Source organism: Pseudomonas sp. GW821-FHT04D07, from assembly GCF_059420225.1.
On the sequence record NZ_JBWKTH010000010.1, the window covers coordinates 73,529 to 89,779 of the forward strand.

13 protein-coding genes are annotated in these 16,251 nt (G+C 63.4%); 7 read left to right on the top strand and 6 right to left on the bottom strand.

What is annotated here, in order from left to right:
* Positions 1 to 2 precede the first annotated feature (2 nt).
* Entirely contained in the window at positions 3 to 812 is an 810-nt protein-coding gene (locus AC07T0_RS14590) for a DUF1460 domain-containing protein (RefSeq protein WP_495001852.1), read from the bottom strand.
* 217 nt (positions 813 to 1,029) lie between these two features.
* On the opposite strand from AC07T0_RS14590, the gene AC07T0_RS14595 reads away from it, so the two are divergent.
* Positions 1,030 to 1,245 (top strand): TOBE domain-containing protein, encoded by a 216-nt coding sequence (locus AC07T0_RS14595; protein WP_100941607.1) that lies wholly within the window; start codon positions 1,030 to 1,032, stop codon positions 1,243 to 1,245.
* Positions 1,246 to 1,258: 13 nt separating this feature from the next.
* On the opposite strand, the gene AC07T0_RS14600 is transcribed toward AC07T0_RS14595, so the two are convergent.
* Complete coding sequence (locus tag AC07T0_RS14600; RefSeq protein ID WP_495001853.1) at positions 1,259 to 2,617, bottom strand: sensor histidine kinase; 1,359 nt, start codon at positions 2,615 to 2,617, stop codon at positions 1,259 to 1,261.
* Positions 2,595 to 3,284, bottom strand: a complete 690-nt coding sequence (locus AC07T0_RS14605) for a response regulator transcription factor (RefSeq protein WP_495001854.1) — start codon at positions 3,282 to 3,284, stop codon at positions 2,595 to 2,597. The genes AC07T0_RS14600 and AC07T0_RS14605 overlap by 23 nt, the downstream gene beginning before the upstream one ends.
* A 171-nt stretch (positions 3,285 to 3,455) precedes the next feature.
* On the opposite strand from AC07T0_RS14605, the gene AC07T0_RS14610 reads away from it, so the two are divergent.
* The 5 genes from AC07T0_RS14610 (at position 3,456) to AC07T0_RS14630 (ending at position 10,542) form a co-directional block, all read left to right on the top strand.
* The gene (locus AC07T0_RS14610; protein ID WP_495001855.1) at positions 3,456 to 4,178 is read left to right on the top strand and encodes a response regulator transcription factor; all 723 of its coding nucleotides are present in this window, start codon (positions 3,456 to 3,458) and stop codon (positions 4,176 to 4,178) included.
* 226 nt (positions 4,179 to 4,404) lie between these two features.
* On the top strand, positions 4,405 to 5,847 hold the full coding sequence (locus AC07T0_RS14615) for an efflux transporter outer membrane subunit (RefSeq protein ID WP_495001856.1): 1,443 nt from the start codon (positions 4,405 to 4,407) through the stop codon (positions 5,845 to 5,847).
* Positions 5,844 to 7,049: an efflux RND transporter periplasmic adaptor subunit gene (locus AC07T0_RS14620; protein WP_495001857.1), complete on the top strand. Its 1,206-nt coding sequence runs from the start codon at positions 5,844 to 5,846 to the stop codon at positions 7,047 to 7,049. Before AC07T0_RS14615 ends, AC07T0_RS14620 begins: the two co-directional genes overlap by 4 nt.
* The gene (locus tag AC07T0_RS14625; RefSeq protein WP_495001858.1) at positions 7,046 to 10,165 is read left to right on the top strand and encodes an efflux RND transporter permease subunit; all 3,120 of its coding nucleotides are present in this window, start codon (positions 7,046 to 7,048) and stop codon (positions 10,163 to 10,165) included. Before AC07T0_RS14620 ends, AC07T0_RS14625 begins: the two co-directional genes overlap by 4 nt.
* 170 nt (positions 10,166 to 10,335) lie before the next feature.
* Positions 10,336 to 10,542 (top strand): hypothetical protein, encoded by a 207-nt coding sequence (locus AC07T0_RS14630; RefSeq protein WP_495001859.1) that lies wholly within the window; start codon positions 10,336 to 10,338, stop codon positions 10,540 to 10,542.
* Positions 10,543 to 10,695: 153 nt separating this feature from the next.
* Here the strand turns inward: AC07T0_RS14630 and AC07T0_RS14635 are convergent, their stop codons facing one another.
* The 3 genes from AC07T0_RS14635 to AC07T0_RS14645 all read right to left on the bottom strand — a co-directional run bounded on the left by AC07T0_RS14635 (position 10,696) and on the right by AC07T0_RS14645 (position 15,373).
* Complete coding sequence (locus tag AC07T0_RS14635) at positions 10,696 to 11,844, bottom strand: MalY/PatB family protein (RefSeq protein WP_495001860.1); 1,149 nt, start codon at positions 11,842 to 11,844, stop codon at positions 10,696 to 10,698.
* Between the two features lie 91 nt (positions 11,845 to 11,935).
* Complete coding sequence (locus AC07T0_RS14640; protein ID WP_495001861.1) at positions 11,936 to 13,516, bottom strand: sensor domain-containing diguanylate cyclase; 1,581 nt, start codon at positions 13,514 to 13,516, stop codon at positions 11,936 to 11,938.
* A gap of 231 nt (positions 13,517 to 13,747) precedes the next feature.
* On the bottom strand, positions 13,748 to 15,373 hold the full coding sequence (locus AC07T0_RS14645) for an NADP-dependent glyceraldehyde-3-phosphate dehydrogenase (RefSeq protein ID WP_495001862.1): 1,626 nt from the start codon (positions 15,371 to 15,373) through the stop codon (positions 13,748 to 13,750).
* A gap of 177 nt (positions 15,374 to 15,550) precedes the next feature.
* Here AC07T0_RS14645 and AC07T0_RS14650 point away from each other — a divergent pair, with 177 nt between their 5' ends.
* Positions 15,551 to 16,180 (top strand): LysE family translocator, encoded by a 630-nt coding sequence (locus AC07T0_RS14650; RefSeq protein WP_495001863.1) that lies wholly within the window; start codon positions 15,551 to 15,553, stop codon positions 16,178 to 16,180.
* Positions 16,181 to 16,251: the final 71 nt, after the last annotated feature.

Here is a 16,251-nt window from a genome sequence, read left to right on the forward strand (position 1 = left end):
CTTCAGATCGCCCTGAGCACCACGATGCCCGGGGTTTTCCTGACATAGTCCAGGAACGGCGAATCCACCACCTTGTGGTTGGCTTCGCGGGCGGAGGCGTTGCGCAGCACCGGGCCCTTGTCGGTCATGATGAAGATACCGGTGTGGGTGACGTCCAGCCCTTCGGCCGGGGTGTAGATACCGATGTAGTCACCGGTTTTCAGGCGACTGACCACGGCGTCGTCGATCCACTCGCTGGGGATATAGGTAATGGCGCGCTCGACCGTGCCCACCGACGGGATCAGCGTGCCGCCGCTGCCGTCGCCTTGTGCGTTGAGGACCTTGGTGACGGTGGTCGCCCTCGGGCTGGCCTGCGTTGTCACATCCCGGGCATTGAGCGGCTGGGTGTGCGCCCAGTCGGTGAAGAAGTGCTTGCGCTCGGCGTAGCTGACCTTGCCCTCGGCGTAGCGTGTGCGCACCAGGTTTTCGACGAAGCGCGGCAGGCTGTCGGATTTGCGCAAGGCCTCGACGTAATCCAGGTAGGTAAAGCAATCCAGGCCGCGGAAGTCGATCACCAGCTTCTCCGGCGCGGTCGCGGAGCCGACCAGCATATGCGCCACATAGGGCGTGCCGAGGAAGTTGGCGGAGATATTCTTGATCCGTTCGCCTTGCTCATGGCCGGCGTGCTTGAGGATCCGGGTCTCGATGAACTCGATCTTGTGGCGCGTGTAGTCATCCAGCGTGACCGGATCGTCGAGGTGTTGCCGGGTGGTGAAACCACTCAACGCGAGCATCAGGGGCAAGCCCGATACCAACGCGATAACCTTGTTCATTGGCACTCCGCAGGGGTGCAGGAGACCCGCACTGGGTGATCGATTTTACATCACGGTTGCGACGACTCAATGAAACCTGGCGGTTTTCCTTTTGTTATTCCTTAATCGAATAAAATCATTATTATTAATTCCTTTTATAAGTTGTGGAGCTGGCGCATTTTAGCCTCCAGCACCTGAAACGCAGGTGTACCTCTCTCCACGAAAAGGAAGCAACCCCATGACGATCAAAGCGATCAACGTTCGTAACCAATTTCGCGGCGTCATCAAGGAAATTCTCATTGGCGAGGTGCTGTCCGAGATTGATGTGCAGACCGCGTCGGGGATCGTCACCTCGGTGATTACCACGCGCTCGGTACGCGACCTTGAATTGGCGGTAGGCAGTGAAGTGATCGCCTTCGTCAAATCCACCGAAGTCTCGATCGCCAAGCTCTGATGGAACGGTGCTTTCAGGCACTGACAATCAACTCGATCCGGCAACCCGGCTGCGCATCCTGCACCTCAAGGCGCATGTCATGCAGCCGGGCCACCGCCGCCACCATGCTCAGCCCCAGTCCGTTGCCCGCCGTATGCCGGCTGGATTCGGAACGGTACAGCCGGCGGAACACCGCTTCGCGCTCGGCTTCGGGAATCCCCGGACCATTATCCACCACGCACAGTCCGCGTCTGTCCGGGGCATCCATCACCGCCACCTGCACCCGGCTATGGTCAGGCGAAAACTTGATGGCATTGTCCAGCAGATTGCAGGTCGCATCGAACAGCAGCTGCGCATCGCCGAAGATCAGGCAGGGCTCGGGCGTGCCGCTCAAAGTCAACTCGATGCCACGCTCTTCGGCCAGCGGCTCGAAGAACTCGGCTGCATCGGCGGCGATGCGGTTCAGGTCGATCTCGGCAAAGCTGCTGCGCCGGGCACTGGCTTCTATCTCGGAAATCCGCAGCAGGGCGCGGAAGGTCGACAGCAACCCCTGGGCATCCTCAATGGCGTTGTCGATGGCTGCCGCGTATTCGTCTTCGCGCAGGTGCCGGCGCTGGGCCCGTTCCAGGCCCGCGAGCAAGCGGGTAAGGGGCGTGCGCAAATCGTGGGCGATATCGTCGCAGACGCCCTTGACCTCGCTCATCAGGCGTTCCAACTCGTCGAGCATCTGGTTGACCACCGTGGCGATACGGTCGATATCGTCACGGTTGCCGCGGGTCGGCAGGCGTTCGTTGAGGTCGCCCTTGACGATCCGTTCGATGGCGCGGGTCAGCACATCCAGCCGTCGGCGCGCCGAGTAGCCCAGCCCGACCGCCCCGAGCAAACCCACCAGCAGCAGCAACGAGCCGCCGGAGACCATCGCATTGACCAGCAACTCATCGAACTCGCGGATGTCATGGATATCCTGAGCCACCATCAGGGTCTGGCCATTGTCCAGGCGATGCATCATGAAGCGGATCGGGCGGTCTTTTCTGCGGGTCTTTTCCCAGTAGAATTCGTTGGGCTTGTCATAGCCCTTGAAAGCCGGCATTTCACTGACCGCCCCGGCAATCAGTTGGCCTTTGGCGTCGTAGATACCGTGGGGGACCCGACCGTCGATGTCCTGTTCGGAATGCTTGCGGATTTCCGCCAGGCGTAGCTCTTCGGGCTGTGCGCTGCGGTTGTCGATCTGCCGATAGAGGGCCGTATCGACCTCGGCCATCAAGTAGCCGGCAGTCTGCCAATAGAGGTAACCGAACAGCGCAAGGAACGAGCAACTGAACAGCGCCAGGGACATCAGCGCCGTACGGAAACTGATGGTGCGGGGGATTTCACGCAGGTGAACGGAGAACATAACCGGCCCCGCGAATGGTATGGATCATCGGTTCTTCGCCTTCGCCATCGACCTTGCGGCGCAAACGGCCCAAATGCACTTCGATGACATTGGTGCGTTCGTCGTAGGCGTAGTTCCACACCGCCTCGAACAGCATGGTCCGCGTCACCACCTGCTCCGCGTGCTGCGCCAGGTATTCGAGCAGGGCGTATTCCCGGGGCAACAGCTCCACCAACCGTTCACCGCGCTTGACGCTGCGCTTGAGCAGGTCCAGCTCCAGATTGCCAACCCGCAGGCGGTTGACCCGCTCTTCGCTGGGGGCGACCCGGCGGCGGCTCAAGGCATCCAGGCGCGCGGTCAGTTCGATAAATTCGAAGGGCTTGGTCAGGTAGTCGTCGCCGCCGGCCCGTAGGCCGCGAACCCGTTCGTCCAGCGCGCTGAGGGCGCTGAGGATCAGCACCGGCGTGGCGATACCCGAGGCGCGCAGGGCGGTGAGCATGCCCAGGCCATCGAGGGCGCCGGGTAGCATGCGGTCGAGCACGATGACGTCGAAACTGTCGCTGATGGCGCGCACCAGGCCGTCCCGACCGTTATCAACGTGGGTGACGTCGAAGCCGTGGTCTTGCAGGGCGGCTTCGATCTCCCGGGCAGTGGCGGGGTCGTCCTCGACGACCAGAACATGGGTCATGGGCACTTCGCAGAATGAGAGAGGGTGGTAGTCTTGCACTGCCCCCGGGGAGCCTGGCTGGTCAGTGCGTCGTGGTTGGCTTGTCGACCGGCATAGTGTGCCAAACCGGGTTTATCTGAAAGGTCGCGTCAATATGAAAAAAAGTTTAGCTGAGTCGGCTCGGAGCCGGTCTTGAGAATCCTGGTCATCGAGGATGACGCCCGAGCGGCCAGTTACCTGGTGCGCGGCCTCAACGAAAGCGGGCACGTCGCCGATACCGTCGCCGATGGTCGCAGTGGCCTGGACATGGCCCTGGAAGGGATCTACGACGCCTTGATCGTCGACCGCAAGCTGCCGGGGCTGGACGGTCTCGCGCTGGTCCAGGAACTGCGCCGCCAGGGCCTGCGCACGCCGGTGCTGATGCTCAGTGCCCTGGACTCCACCACCCAGCGGGTCGAAGGTTTGCGCGCCGGGTGTGACGACTACCTGGCCAAGCCCTATGCCTTCGTCGAGGTGCTCGCCCGGCTGGAAGCCTTGCAGCGTGGCCGTGACCCGGTGCTGGGATTGTCGCGGACCTTGCGGGTCGGCAGTCTGCAACTGGATTGCGCCGCGCGCACCGCCACCCGCGAAGGGCAGGTTATCGTCCTGCAGCAGCGCGAGTCGCTGATCCTGGAAAAGCTCATGCGTCACTGCGATGAGGTGGTGACCCGCAGCATGTTGCTGGAGAGTGCCTGGGACTATGACTTCGACCCCATCGACAACGTGATCGATAAACACATCTATCGGTTGCGTCGCAAACTGGACGCCGGGTTCAGCCATTCGTTGATCCAGACCGTGCCGGGGGTCGGGTACCGGTTGCTACAGGACGACGAAGACCCCCTTGATGCGCCACTGCGGTCAACGCCGCCTCTGTAGGAGCGAGCTTGCTCGCGATGGTCGTCCAGGCTCCGCTGGGTATCAGATGCCCCGCGTTATCGTTGACGTCCATCGCCAGCAAGCTGGCTCCTACAAGGAACCGCGTTCACATGATATTTACCTAAACTAAAATTTAGCTTTGGAGGAACGGGACGCGGGCCTCTGCCTGATAGCTTCGGAATCTGATCGATGGCTCTGCCACACAGGTTCTGGAGATATCCCGTAGATGCTGCTCACGCCGAAAATCGAGGCTTTTCATCCACCTCATGCCCCAAGCCGACTGTTCCGGGCCCTGGCCCTGGTCGGCTTGACGCTGCTGGGCGGTTGCTCGCTGGTGCCGGATTACCAGGCGCCGGCCTTGCCCCTGGCCCCGCAGTGGTCGGCCAAGGACCCGTCCGCGACCTCGGCTGACGCCGCGGGCGGACCCTGGTGGCGTGAGTTCCACAGCGCCGAGCTCGATGGCCTGATTGCCCGTGGCCTGAACGACAACTACAGCCTCAAGGCCGCCGTGAGCCGGGTCGACCAGGCCCGGGCCATCGCCCAGGTGGCCGGTGCCGGGCAATACCCCAACCTGTCCCTGGGCGGCAGCTACCAGCGCCAGAACAACTACGGCAGCACGAAAAAAACCAGCGTCTTCGCCGAAGCCACCTATGAGGTGGACTTCTGGGGCAAGCAGCGCGCCACGGCCGATTCCTCCCAGGCCCTGGCCAACGCCAGCCAGTTCGATGCCCAGACCCTGCGCATGACCCTCGGTGCCAGTATCGCCGACACCTATTTCCAGGTTCTCTCGCTGCAAGAGCGCGTGCGCCTGGCCCAGTCCATTGCCGCCGATGCCAGCCAGGTCCTCGACCTGGTACAGGTGCAGGCCAGCCAGGGCGCGGTGTCGAGTCTGGAAGTCGAACAGCAGCGCAATGCCCAGCAAACCTTCCAGGCCGCCGTGCCGTTGTTGCAACAGCAACTCGACGCGGCGCAGTACCAACTGGCGACGCTGGTGGGTGTGCCACCGGAAGGTTTCAAGGTCCAGCAGAGCGGGCTCGACACGCTCCAGGTGCCGCAACCCAAGGTCGGCCTGCCCGTCGGCCTGGTGCGTCAACGCCCGGATATCCAGGCCGCCGAGGCCCGCCTGGTGTCGGCCAACTTCGACGTCGGCGTGGCCCGGGCGGCGTTCCTGCCCAACCTTTCGCTGGACCTGCTCGGCGGTATCGACACCCTGGCCGGCGGGCATATCTGGAGCATGGTCGGTAGCCTGGCCCAGCCGGTGTTCAGCGGCGGCCAACTGACCGGGCAACTGCACGCCGACCAGGCCCATGTGCAGGAGCTGACCGCCAGCTATCGGGCCTCGATCATCGAAGCCCTGCGCGACGTGGAAACCCAGCTCAGCGCCGCGCGGCAACTGGACCAGGCCTATGCCTTGAACCAGGCCGCCGTCGGCTCGGCCCGTGAGGCCGCACGCCTGGCCCAGGTTCGCTACCGGCTCGGCTCCACCGATTTCCAGACGCTGCTGGTGGTCGAGCGCACCCAGTACCAGGCCGAAGACAGCCTGTTGCAGGTGCGCCTCCAGCATTTGCAGGCCGCCGTCGGCCTGTTCCGCGCCATCGGCGGCGACTTCAGCGCGCCAACCCTGGCTGCCGCCACATCTTCTTCTCTCTCTCAGGTCGTTCAGCCATGAAGCATTCACCCCAGGCGCCATCCCAACATCGTCGTCTGCGCCTCGGCCTGCTGGTCGTGGCCCTGTTCGGCGCGTCGTTGTTGATCAAAACCCAGTGGATCGACCGCGCCCAGGCGGCACCGGCAACCCCTGTTGATAGCGCCATCCCGGTGGTGATGCAGGCGGCGGGGCAGAAGGACCTGCCGATCTGGATCGACGCCATCGGCAATGTCCAACCCCTCAACACCGTCAATGTACGGGTACGGGTCGACGGCGAGCTGCAGAAAGTCCTGTTCACCGAAGGCCAGATGGTCAACGCCGGCAGCCAGTTGGCGCAGATCGACCCGCGGGTGTACCAGGCCCAGGTGGCCCAGGCGCAGGCGTTGGTCAGCAAGGACCAGGCGCAGCTTGCCAATTTGAAGGTCAATCTTGACCGGGCCAGTAAGCTGGCGGCGGCCAAGGCCGGCCCGACCCAGGATGTCGACACCTACCGCGCGCAACTGGCGGCCCAGCAGGCCACGGTCCAGGCCGACCAGGCGGCGCTGGAGAATGCCCGCCTGCAACTGGCCTTTACCCGGATCGACGCGCCATTCACCGGCCGCACCGGGCAACGCCTGCTGGATGTCGGTTCGATTGTCCACGGCGCCGATGCCACCGGTTTGGTGACCCTGACGCAGATGGACCCGATCTCGGTGGCCTTCGCGGTGTCCCAGGACGACCTGGCGCGGATCCTCAAGGAAAACGCCGTGGCGCCCTTGCAGGTGTTCGCCATGAGCCGCGACGGCCATCGACAGTTGGCCACCGGTTACCTGAGTTTTATCGACAGCCAGGTGATCGCCGCCAGCGGACAGATCCAGCTCAAGGCGCAATTCCACAACGCGGGCCAACAACTCTGGCCTGGCCAACTGGTGGGGGCACGCCTGCTGGTGAATACCCAGAAGGCCGCCACCGTGGTACCGGCCAATGCCGTGCAGCAAGGGCAGAAGGGGGACTTCGTCTACGTGGTCAATGCCGACCAGCGGGTCGAGCCACGGCAGGTCACGGCGGCGACGGTGGTTGACGGGCAACAGTGGATCAAGGACGGCCTGGCGCCAGGTGAAGTGGTGGTGGTCCAGGGGCAGTCGCGGATTGCCCCCGGACTCAAGGTCAAGCCGATCAGCCTGGAATCGGATCCGGCGGCCCCTGAGCTGGCATTGACCGGCAGCACCGGAGGCAAGCCATGAACCTGCTCGCCGGGCTGATCCAGCGCCGCACCGGGCTGTGCCTGCTGGCCCTGGGGGTGATGCTGCTGGGCATCTTCGCCTATTTCCAACTGCCGGTGGCGCCGTTGCCGACGGTGGATTTTCCCACCATTCAGGTCACTGCCAAGCTCTCCGGGGCCAGTGCCGAGACCATGGCGACCTCGGTGGCGACGCCACTGGAGCGAGCCTTCGCGGCGGTGCCGCAGGTCACCTCGATGACCTCTTCGAGCTCCTCGGGCAAGACCCAGATCGTCCTGCAGTTCGACCTGTCGCGCAATATCGACGGCGCGGCCCAGGACGTGCAGACGGCAATCAACACCGCCAGCTCCACCTTGCCGAAAACCATGACCAGCACGCCGACCTTCAACAAGGTCAACCCGGCGGAGTTCACCGTGCTGTCCCTGGCCTTGACCTCGCCGACGCGGACCTTGCCGGAGCTCGATCGCTACGCCGACAACTACCTGGCCCAGCGCCTGTCGCAGATGCCGGGCGTGGGGCTAGTGGATTTCCATGGCGAGCAGAAGCCGGCGGTGCGCATCCAGATCGACCCGGATGCCCTGGCGGCCCGGGGCCTGACCCTGGAGGACGTGCGCAGCATCGTCGGCCTCAGTACCCTCGATCAACCCAAGGGCAACCTCAACGGCCAGTACCGCTCGGTGACCCTCAATGCCACCGACCAGTTGCTCGACCCCAAGGGTTATCGCGAGCAGGTGGTGGCCTACAAGGCCGGGGTGCCGATCAAACTCGGCGATCTGGGCCGGGTCATCGATGGCGCCGAGGACACCCAGCAGGCCGCCGGTATCGACGGCCAGCCGACGGTGATCGTCGACATCCACAAGCAGCCGGGCTTCAACGTGCTGTCGACCATCGCCAATATCAAGGCCAGCCTGCCGGCCCTGACCGCGTCCTTGCCGCGGGACGTCCAGGTCCAGGTGGTCGGTGACCGCACCCAGACCATCAACGCCTCGGTCAACGACGTGCAGTTCACCCTGCTGCTGTCCATCGCCCTGGTGGTCGTGGTGATCTTCGTGTTCCTGCGCAAGGCCACCGCGACCCTGATCCCGACCCTGACCATCCCGCTGTCGCTGGTGGCGACCTTTGCCGTGATGTACCTGCTGGGCTACAGCCTGGACAACCTGTCGATCATGGGCCTGGCGATTGCCGTCGGTTTTGTGGTGGACGACGCCATCGTGGTCATGGAAAACATCGTTCGCCACCTGGAGATGGGCAAGTCGCGGATCCAGGCGGCGGTGGACGGTTTGCGTGAAGTGGGTTTCACCATTGTCTCGATGACCGTGTCGCTGATCGCGGTGTTTCTGCCGATCCTGTTGATGGGCGGTATCGTCGGGCGGCTGATGCGCGAGTTCGCGGTGACGGTCAGCGTGGCGATCCTGATGTCCGGCGTGGTCTCCCTGACCGTGACGCCGATGCTCTGCGCCTGGTTGCTCAAACCGGAGCACGACTCGCGTCCGAGCCGTTTCGGCGACGCCTGCGAGGCGGTCTACAAGCGGATTCACGAGGGCTATCGGCGCAGCCTGGAGTGGGTGCTCGATCACCAGCGCCTGACCCTGGCGGTGGCCGTCGCCACCTTCGTCGCCACGGCGATGCTCTACCTGTATATCCCCAAGGGCTTTTTCCCGCAGCAGGACACCGGGTTGATCCAGGGGGTCGCCGAAGCCGCTTCGGACATTTCGCCGGACGCCATGCGCCAACGGGTCGCGCTGCTGGCCGATATCGTCAGCGCCGATCCGGCGGTGGCCAAGGCCTATTTCTGGATCGGCCCCAACCCGACGGTCAGCCAGGGCCGGGTGATGGTCAACCTCAAGCCCTTCGATCAGCGCAGCGTCAGTGCCCAACAGGTGATCGCACGCTTGCAGCCGGCCCTCGACAAGGTCCAGGGCATCAAGCTGTTCCTGCAGGCCAACCAGGATATCCAGATCGGCGGCCGCGCCAGCAAGACCCAATACCAGTACACCTTGCAGGACCCGGACAGCCAGGAGCTGGACCATTGGAGCGGGCTGTTGCTCGAGCGCCTCAAGCAGTTGCCGCAATTGCGCAACGTCACCTCCGACCAGCAGCGCGCCGCGCCTCAGGCCACCCTGGTGATCGACCGACCGTCGGCGGCGCGTCTTGGCGTCAATGTGCAGGCGATCGACGACGTGCTCTATGACGCCTTCGGCCAGCGCCAGATCGCGACCATGTTCACCCAGCTGGACCAGAACCACGTTATTCTCGAACTCGATCCGCACTGGCAGATGTCCATCGACACCCTCAAGCACCTGTATGTGCGTTCGACCAGCGGGGGCATGGTGCCGCTGGATATGCTGGCCAGTGTCCGCAACGAGCTGGCGCCGATCGTCATCAACCACCAGGGCGTGTTCCCGGCCATTACCCTGTCGTTCGACCTGGCCCCCGGGCAGGCCCTGAGCGATGCGGTCAACGCCATCGAGAAGGCCTCGCTGGCGGTAGGCCTGCCCGACACGGTGTCGGGGAGTTTTCAGGGCACCGCCCAGGCGTTCAAGGATTCGCTCAAGTCGCAACCCTGGTTGATCCTGGCGGCGATCCTGACGGTCTATATCGTCCTCGGCGTGCTCTATGAAAACGCCATCCATCCGCTGACGATTATTTCCACCTTGCCTTCGGCCGGTTTCGGCGCCTTGCTGGCGTTGATCATCTGCGGGCAGGACCTGTCGGTGCTGGGCATGATCGGGATCATCTTGCTGATCGGGATCGTCAAGAAGAACGCGATCATGATCGTCGACTTCGCCCTGGAGGCCGAGCGCGGCGGTATGGCGCCCCGCGAGGCGGTGCATGAAGCCTGTCTGCTGCGCCTGCGGCCGATCCTGATGACCTCGCTGGCGGCGCTGCTCGGTGCCGTGCCGCTGGCGTTTGGTCACGGCGCCGGTTCGGAACTGCGCCAGCCCTTGGGGATCGCCATTGTCGGTGGGTTGGCGGTGTCGCAGCTGCTGACGCTCTACACCACCCCGGTGGTCTACCTGTGGTTCGACCGGTTGCGCGGGCAAAAAAAAGCTCGCGACAAAGGCGAGCCGAATGGGATTGAAGCGAGGAGTGAGCCGATCCTAGGCGTGCACAAGTGAAATCGGCGTGAAAGCCCTGGTCAGGAAAATGTAAATTTCGTGACCGGGTGGTCATTCGTCGGAACCTTGCGCCAGCGTCTGCCAATCGCTATTGATCGGCTACGCTCAATATTTTTGAAGCCTGCAGGCGTTTGCTGGCAGGGATCAATTATGTTGAGAAGGAGATGGCTATGAAGGACGTGTACATTTACGACAACGGGGACGAGTTTCCCATCAACAATCGACTGCGTTGCGGCCAGACTGCTTATGTCGCGGAGTTTGGCGGGGAGCCGCCGGTCGAGGTGGTAGCGGCGAAGGCCGTGAAGCCCGCGCCGACGCTGCTGGTCAAACCACCGTATTTTCCCAAGGCCAAGCCGCGCCTGAACAAACACGCCTGACCTTGTACCTGTAGGAGCCGAGCTTGCTCGCGATGGAGGTCAACGATAACGCGGGGCATCTGATACCCAGCGGTGTCTGGACGACCATCGCGAGCAAGCTCGCTCCTACATCAGATATCAGATTGGATGTGACGGTGTTTTCGCATCGCGCTTTCAGCGTCGGCGCAAACTCTGCTCCATCCGACTGATACCTTCCTCCAGCAATGCTCTCGGGCAACCGAAGTTCAAACGCACGAACTGCTTCGCGTCGTCGCCGAATTCGATACCCGCGCTCAAGCCCACCTTGGCCTCGTCGAGGAAAAACTGGTATGGGTCCGCCAGCCCCAACGCACTGCAATCCAGCCAGGCCAGGTAGGTGCCCTGCGCCGGGTGCAGGACCACGCCCGGCAGCCGGGTTTCCACCGCGTGTTGCAGGTAGTCGCGGTTGGCCTGCAGGTACTCCACCAGACCCTTGAGCCACGGAGCGCACTCGGTGTAGGCCGTGCAGGTGGCCTCCAGCCCCAGGGTGTTGACGCTGTCGACCATTCCCAGGCGGGAGGCGTTGAAACGCTCGCGTATCAGCGGGTCCTGGATAATGGCATAGGCGGTCTTCAGCCCGGCGATGTTATAGGCCTTGCTCGCTGACATCAGGGTGATGGTGCGCTTGGCGATCTTCGCGCTCAGGGCGGCGATCGGCACATGACGACGGCCGTCGAAGCAGAGGTCGGCGTGGATTTCGTCGCTGATGATCAGCGCGCTCTGTTCCAGGCAGATATCCGCCACCTGTTGCAGTTCTTCCCGTGGGAAGACCTTGCCCAGCGGGTTGTGCGGGTTGCTCAGCAGCAACGCACCGCCGCCGTGCAAGGCGTTGCGCAGGGCATTGAAGGGGGTGACGTAGTCCCCCTGGGCGTCACGCTCGAACGCCAGTTCGACTTTCGGCAGGTTCCAGTGCCCCGGCGCCAGACGCAGCGGGCGGTAGTTCGGCGTCTGCACCACGACGTTCTGGCCCGGTTGCACAAAGGCGTGCAACGCCATGTTGAAACCCGGCTCGACCCCCGGCAGGAAAATCAGCTCCTGGGGCAGCACGCGCCAGGCGTATTTGGCCCAGAGATCGGTGACGATGGCCTGGCGCAGGGCGTCCTGGGCCACGCTGTAACCCAGTTGCGGATGTTCCAGGCGCTGCTGCAGGGCCTGGGTGATCGCACTCGCCACCGGCAGGTCCATATCGGCCACCCACATGGGCAGGACGTCGGCCGGGTAGCGGCTCCACTTGGTGCTGCCGGTGTTGCGACGGTCGATCAGGGTGTCGAAGTTGAAGGTCATGCTGGTGGTCAATCTCGAAAGAAATCCCCGAAAGCGTCGGGTGTTCGTGGCCTGGGACGGCGGTCCGATGCGTGTCGCCAGGGGGGGCAGTCTAACTGTTCGGCGCATCCGGCGGGGTCTCATCATCGCCACGCACCACCCGGTTGCGTCCGCGATCCTTGGCCCGATAGAGGGCCTGGTCCGCCGCCTGGAGGACCTGGGCCACGGTCTGCCCACCCTGCGGCCAGCCGGCCACACCCAGGGAGATGGTCACCGGAATGCCGTTCGGGCTTTCGGTGTAGGCCATCGCCGTGCGCAAACGCTCGGCCACCAGGGTCGCTTGGGCCAGCGGGGTAGCGGGTAGCAGCATGAGGAACTCTTCGCCACCCTGGCGGCAGAGCACGTCGCTTTCCCGGGAGTGGCGACGGATCTGCTGGGCCAGGTGTTGCAGCACCAGGTCGCCGGCGCTGTGCCCGTAGCTGTCGTTGACCTGCTTGAAGTGGTCGATGTCCAGGGCGATCAGCGAAAACGGCTGCTGGCGGCTTTCCCAGTCGTCGAGGATCAATTGCAGGCCGCGCCGGTTGGTCAGGCCGGTCAGCGGATCGGTGACGCTTTCCTGGTTGAGCCGGCCCAGTTGCTGGTGCAGTGACATCAGGGCCTTCTGCATGGTGTTCTTCAACTGTGCGGCCTCGTAGTACCAGGCCTTGACCTTGCTCACCGACTGGGCGGCGGTGGAGGAGCCCCAATACTGAGTGGTATTGGCCAGTTGCCAGAGCGGTTTGCTGATCAGCGTCGAAATCCACCAGATGCCCAGCAGTGACAGCAGCAACAGTGGCACGGCATACCCGGCCACTTCCAGCATCAGCCGTTGCAGGCCCTCCAGGGTGACGGAGGTCGGTCGCTGGCTGATCACGCCCCAACCGATCCGCGGTACCGGCGCATACCCGGTGAGCATGTCGACGCCCTTGGAGTTGTGCAACCGCAGGCTGCCGGTCTCGCCGGCGATCACCGCGTCGATGGCCGGGTTGCCCTTGATCGTGTCGCCGATCCGCGCCGGGTCCTGGTGATAGATCAGTCGGCCCTGGGTATCGACTACATAGAGGTAGGAGCCGTCACGGTAATATTGCTCGCCCAGCAGCGAGTGCAGGATATTCGGTTCGTTGAGATAGATACCGGCGCCCAGGTAGCCCAGGTAGTTGCCGTCACCGTCGAAGATCGGATGCGAGATCTGGATCATCAGGTGGTTGTTGGCCCCGACATAGGGGCTTGAAATATAGGGTTGGCGCACCGCGCTGGCCTGGCGAAAGCCCTCGCTGTTGGGAGCGGTGCCGGTCAGGTTCATTGACAGCGGAGAGGATGCGATGATCTTGCCGTCCGCGCGGATGATGATCACCGAGTTGAAGCTGCCGGTCTCGCGGCGCAGCCGATGCGCTTCCTGCCACAGTAGGTCTGGCTGGTCCCAGATCGCGGGGAGCAGCCCGGCACTGAAGGCCAGTTGCTGCTGGGTCGACTTGAGGAAGTTGTTGGTGCTGTTCGCCAACTTCAGGGCATAGATCCGATTGGCTTCCAGGGTCTGTTCCATCAGGAAGTTGCGCTGGGTCTGATAGCTGGCGAAGAAGAGATTGCCGGCAGTCAGGGTGACGACGGAAAGCGACAGCAACAGGATCAATCGGCGGAGGTCGATGCGTGGCATGGATTTCTTATAAAAATAATGGCGGGCCCGGGCAGCCTGAGGTGCAATGATAGATCAGAGCGCCCGGCAGCCCTATGGGCCTGGCATAAAAAAACGGCGCTACCCTGTAGGAGCCAGCTTGCTGGCGATGGTATCGATGCGGTGTCCTGTCAAACCGCGTCGTCTGGATCGCCAGCAAGCTGGCTCCTACAGGGGCAGCGTGGGTTTGCGAACCACACCGCTTGGGTGACCTCAGAAGATGTAGTCGGTGGTCAGGAACGTCGACTCGCGGTTATGGATGATATCGCTGATCAGCGCCTTGTTGCTGTCCTGGAACTTGGTCGCTACCAGGGTCCGGATCGAAAACACCCGCAAGGCATCGTGCACCGAGAGCGTGCCTTCGGCCGAATTCTTGCGCCCGTTGAACGGGTAGGTGTCCGGGCCGCGCTGGCACTGGGCATTGATATTGATCCGCCCGACCTGATTGGCGAAGGTGTCCACCAGTCGGCCGATCTGGGCCGGATCCGTGCCGAAAATACTCAATTGCTGGCCGAAGTCCGATTCCAGTACGTAATCGATCACGGTTTCCAGGTCGCGGTAAGGGACGATGGGCACCACCGGGCCGAACTGCTCCTCCTGGTACACGCGCATCCCGGCATTCACCGGGTAGAGCAGCGCCGGGTAGAAGAACGAAGCGCGGGTTTGGCCACCATTGGGGTTGACCACCTTGGCCCCCTTGGCCTGGGCATCGGCCACCAGGGCATTGAGATAGTCGATCTTGCTGGCTTCCGGCAAGGGCGTCAGCGACACGCCATTGTCCCAGGGCATGCCCGGCACCAGGCTTTGCACCTTGCGATTGAATTTCTCGATAAAACCCTCGACCACCGCTTCGTGCACGAACAGGATCTTCAGCGCGGTGCAGCGCTGGCCATTGAACGACAACGAGCCGGTGACGCATTCGTTGACCGCGTTGTCCAGGTCGACCTCGGGCAGCACGATGGCCGGATTCTTCGCGTCCAGGCCGAGGGCGGCGCGCAGGCGGTGGGGTTTGGGGTGGAGTTTCTTCAGGTCGCTGGCGGCCTTGTTGGTGCCGATAAAGGCGAAGATATCGATCTTGCCGCTGGCCATCAGCGCGCTCACGGTTTCCCGGCCGCTGCCATAGATCACGTTGATCACTCCGGCCGGGAAGCTGTCGCGGAAGGCTTCCAGCAGCGGACGGATCAGCAGCACGCCAAGCTTGGCTGGCTTGAACACCACGGTATTGCCCATGATCAGCGCCGGGATCAGGGTGGTGAAGGTTTCATTCAGTGGATAGTTGTAGGGGCCCATGCACAGCGCCACGCCCATGGGGACGCGGCGGATCTGGCCAAGGGTGTCCTGTTCCAGTTCGAAGCGACTGGAGCGGCGATCGAGTTCCTTCAAGGCATTGATGGTGTCGACGATGTAGTCGCAGGTACGGTCGAATTCCTTCTCGGAATCCTTGAGGTTCTTGCCGATCTCCCACATCAGCAGCTTGACCACCGCCTCGCGCTGCTCGCGCATGCGCCGCAGGAAGGCTTCGACATGCTGGATGCGCTCGGCCACGCGCATCGTCGGCCATTCGCCCTGGCCGCGGTCATAGGCGCGAACCGCGGCGTCGAGGGCGGTGAGGGCGGTCTCGGCATCCAGCAGCGGTGTGCTGCCGAGGATCACTTGCTCATCGCCGCTGGCAGTGGCGAGGTACACCGGGCTGCGGACCTGGGCAAGGGGGCCGGCCCAGGTCCGCAAGGCGCCGTCGACCAGGTATTCGCGTTGTTCCAGCGGGCCTTCGAATCGGTACTTTTCCGGGATGTCCGCGGCGGCGGGAAACAGTGAGTCGAGCAGCTTCTGGTCGGTCATGAGGCTATCACCCTGTCTGATGGAAAGGACGCTGAAACGCTTCAGTGCTTGGGCCTGTTTTATCACGAAACAGCTTAGCCGCGTCCAGCGCAAACGACAGGTTGGGGTACCGACGGTTGAAGCGCGGCGGTGCTGGCCGCAGAATGACGCCCATTTTTCATTTTCAAGGCGACTTTCATGACGCTGGCAACCTTGCTCCTGTTCCTGATCAGCTCGGCGGCGATCATTGCGATGCCCGGCCCGACGGTGCTGCTGGCGTTGCACAACGGTTCCAACCACGGCGTGCGTGCGGCGGCCTGGGGCATGGGCGGGGCGGTGTTGGCCGATGCGCTGCTGGTGACGGCGGTGGCCTGTGGCCTGGGGATTCTGCTGCAGGCCAGCGAGGCCCTGTTCCAGGCGGTGAAGTGGCTGGGGGCGGCGTATCTGGTCTGGCTCGGCTGGAAGATGCTGCGCTCGCCCGCGACCTTGGCCGAACTGCCGGTGCCGCAGGGTTCGAGCCGTTCCGTTGGTTTGTTCATGCGCTGTTTCGTGGTGGCGCTGACCAACCCCAAGGCGTTGTTGTTCATGTCAGCGTTTCTGCCGCAGTTTATCGACAGTGCGCAGCCGCAGTTGCCGCAATATGCGCTGCTGGCCATGGTGCTGACCTTGCTCAATGTCAGCATCATGTTGTTTTACGCACTGTGCGGCGCGCGCTTGTTGAGCCGCTTGCAGGGCGGCCAGCTGCGGGCATTCAACCGGGTGACCGGTGGTTTGCTGATGACCTTGGGCGCAGTGTTGGCGTTTTATCGGCGGGGTGCCGCGGCCTGACCCGTGGGGTTGTTCTTGAGGGCCTCTTCGCGGCGGTGCGGCGTCCCGACAAGCTCCGCTCCCACACTGTT

Excerpts from the sequence above, each read along its gene's own strand:
- AC07T0_RS14590 (WP_495001852.1), bottom strand. The coding sequence starts at position 812 with ATGAACAAGGTTATCGCGTTGGTATCGGGCTTGCCCCTGATGCTCGCG.
- AC07T0_RS14595 (WP_100941607.1), top strand. The coding sequence starts at position 1,030 with ATGACGATCAAAGCGATCAACGTTCGTAACCAATTTCGCGGCGTCATC.
- AC07T0_RS14600 (WP_495001853.1), bottom strand. The coding sequence starts at position 2,617 with ATGTTCTCCGTTCACCTGCGTGAAATCCCCCGCACCATCAGTTTCCGT.
- AC07T0_RS14605 (WP_495001854.1), bottom strand. The coding sequence starts at position 3,284 with ATGACCCATGTTCTGGTCGTCGAGGACGACCCCGCCACTGCCCGGGAG.
- AC07T0_RS14615 (WP_495001856.1), top strand. The coding sequence starts at position 4,405 with ATGCTGCTCACGCCGAAAATCGAGGCTTTTCATCCACCTCATGCCCCA.
- AC07T0_RS14620 (WP_495001857.1), top strand. The coding sequence starts at position 5,844 with ATGAAGCATTCACCCCAGGCGCCATCCCAACATCGTCGTCTGCGCCTC.
- AC07T0_RS14625 (WP_495001858.1), top strand. The coding sequence starts at position 7,046 with ATGAACCTGCTCGCCGGGCTGATCCAGCGCCGCACCGGGCTGTGCCTG.
- AC07T0_RS14630 (WP_495001859.1), top strand. The coding sequence starts at position 10,336 with ATGAAGGACGTGTACATTTACGACAACGGGGACGAGTTTCCCATCAAC.
- AC07T0_RS14635 (WP_495001860.1), bottom strand. The coding sequence starts at position 11,844 with ATGACCTTCAACTTCGACACCCTGATCGACCGTCGCAACACCGGCAGC.
- AC07T0_RS14640 (WP_495001861.1), bottom strand. The coding sequence starts at position 13,516 with ATGCCACGCATCGACCTCCGCCGATTGATCCTGTTGCTGTCGCTTTCC.
- AC07T0_RS14645 (WP_495001862.1), bottom strand. The coding sequence starts at position 15,373 with ATGACCGACCAGAAGCTGCTCGACTCACTGTTTCCCGCCGCCGCGGAC.
- AC07T0_RS14650 (WP_495001863.1), top strand. The coding sequence starts at position 15,551 with ATGACGCTGGCAACCTTGCTCCTGTTCCTGATCAGCTCGGCGGCGATC.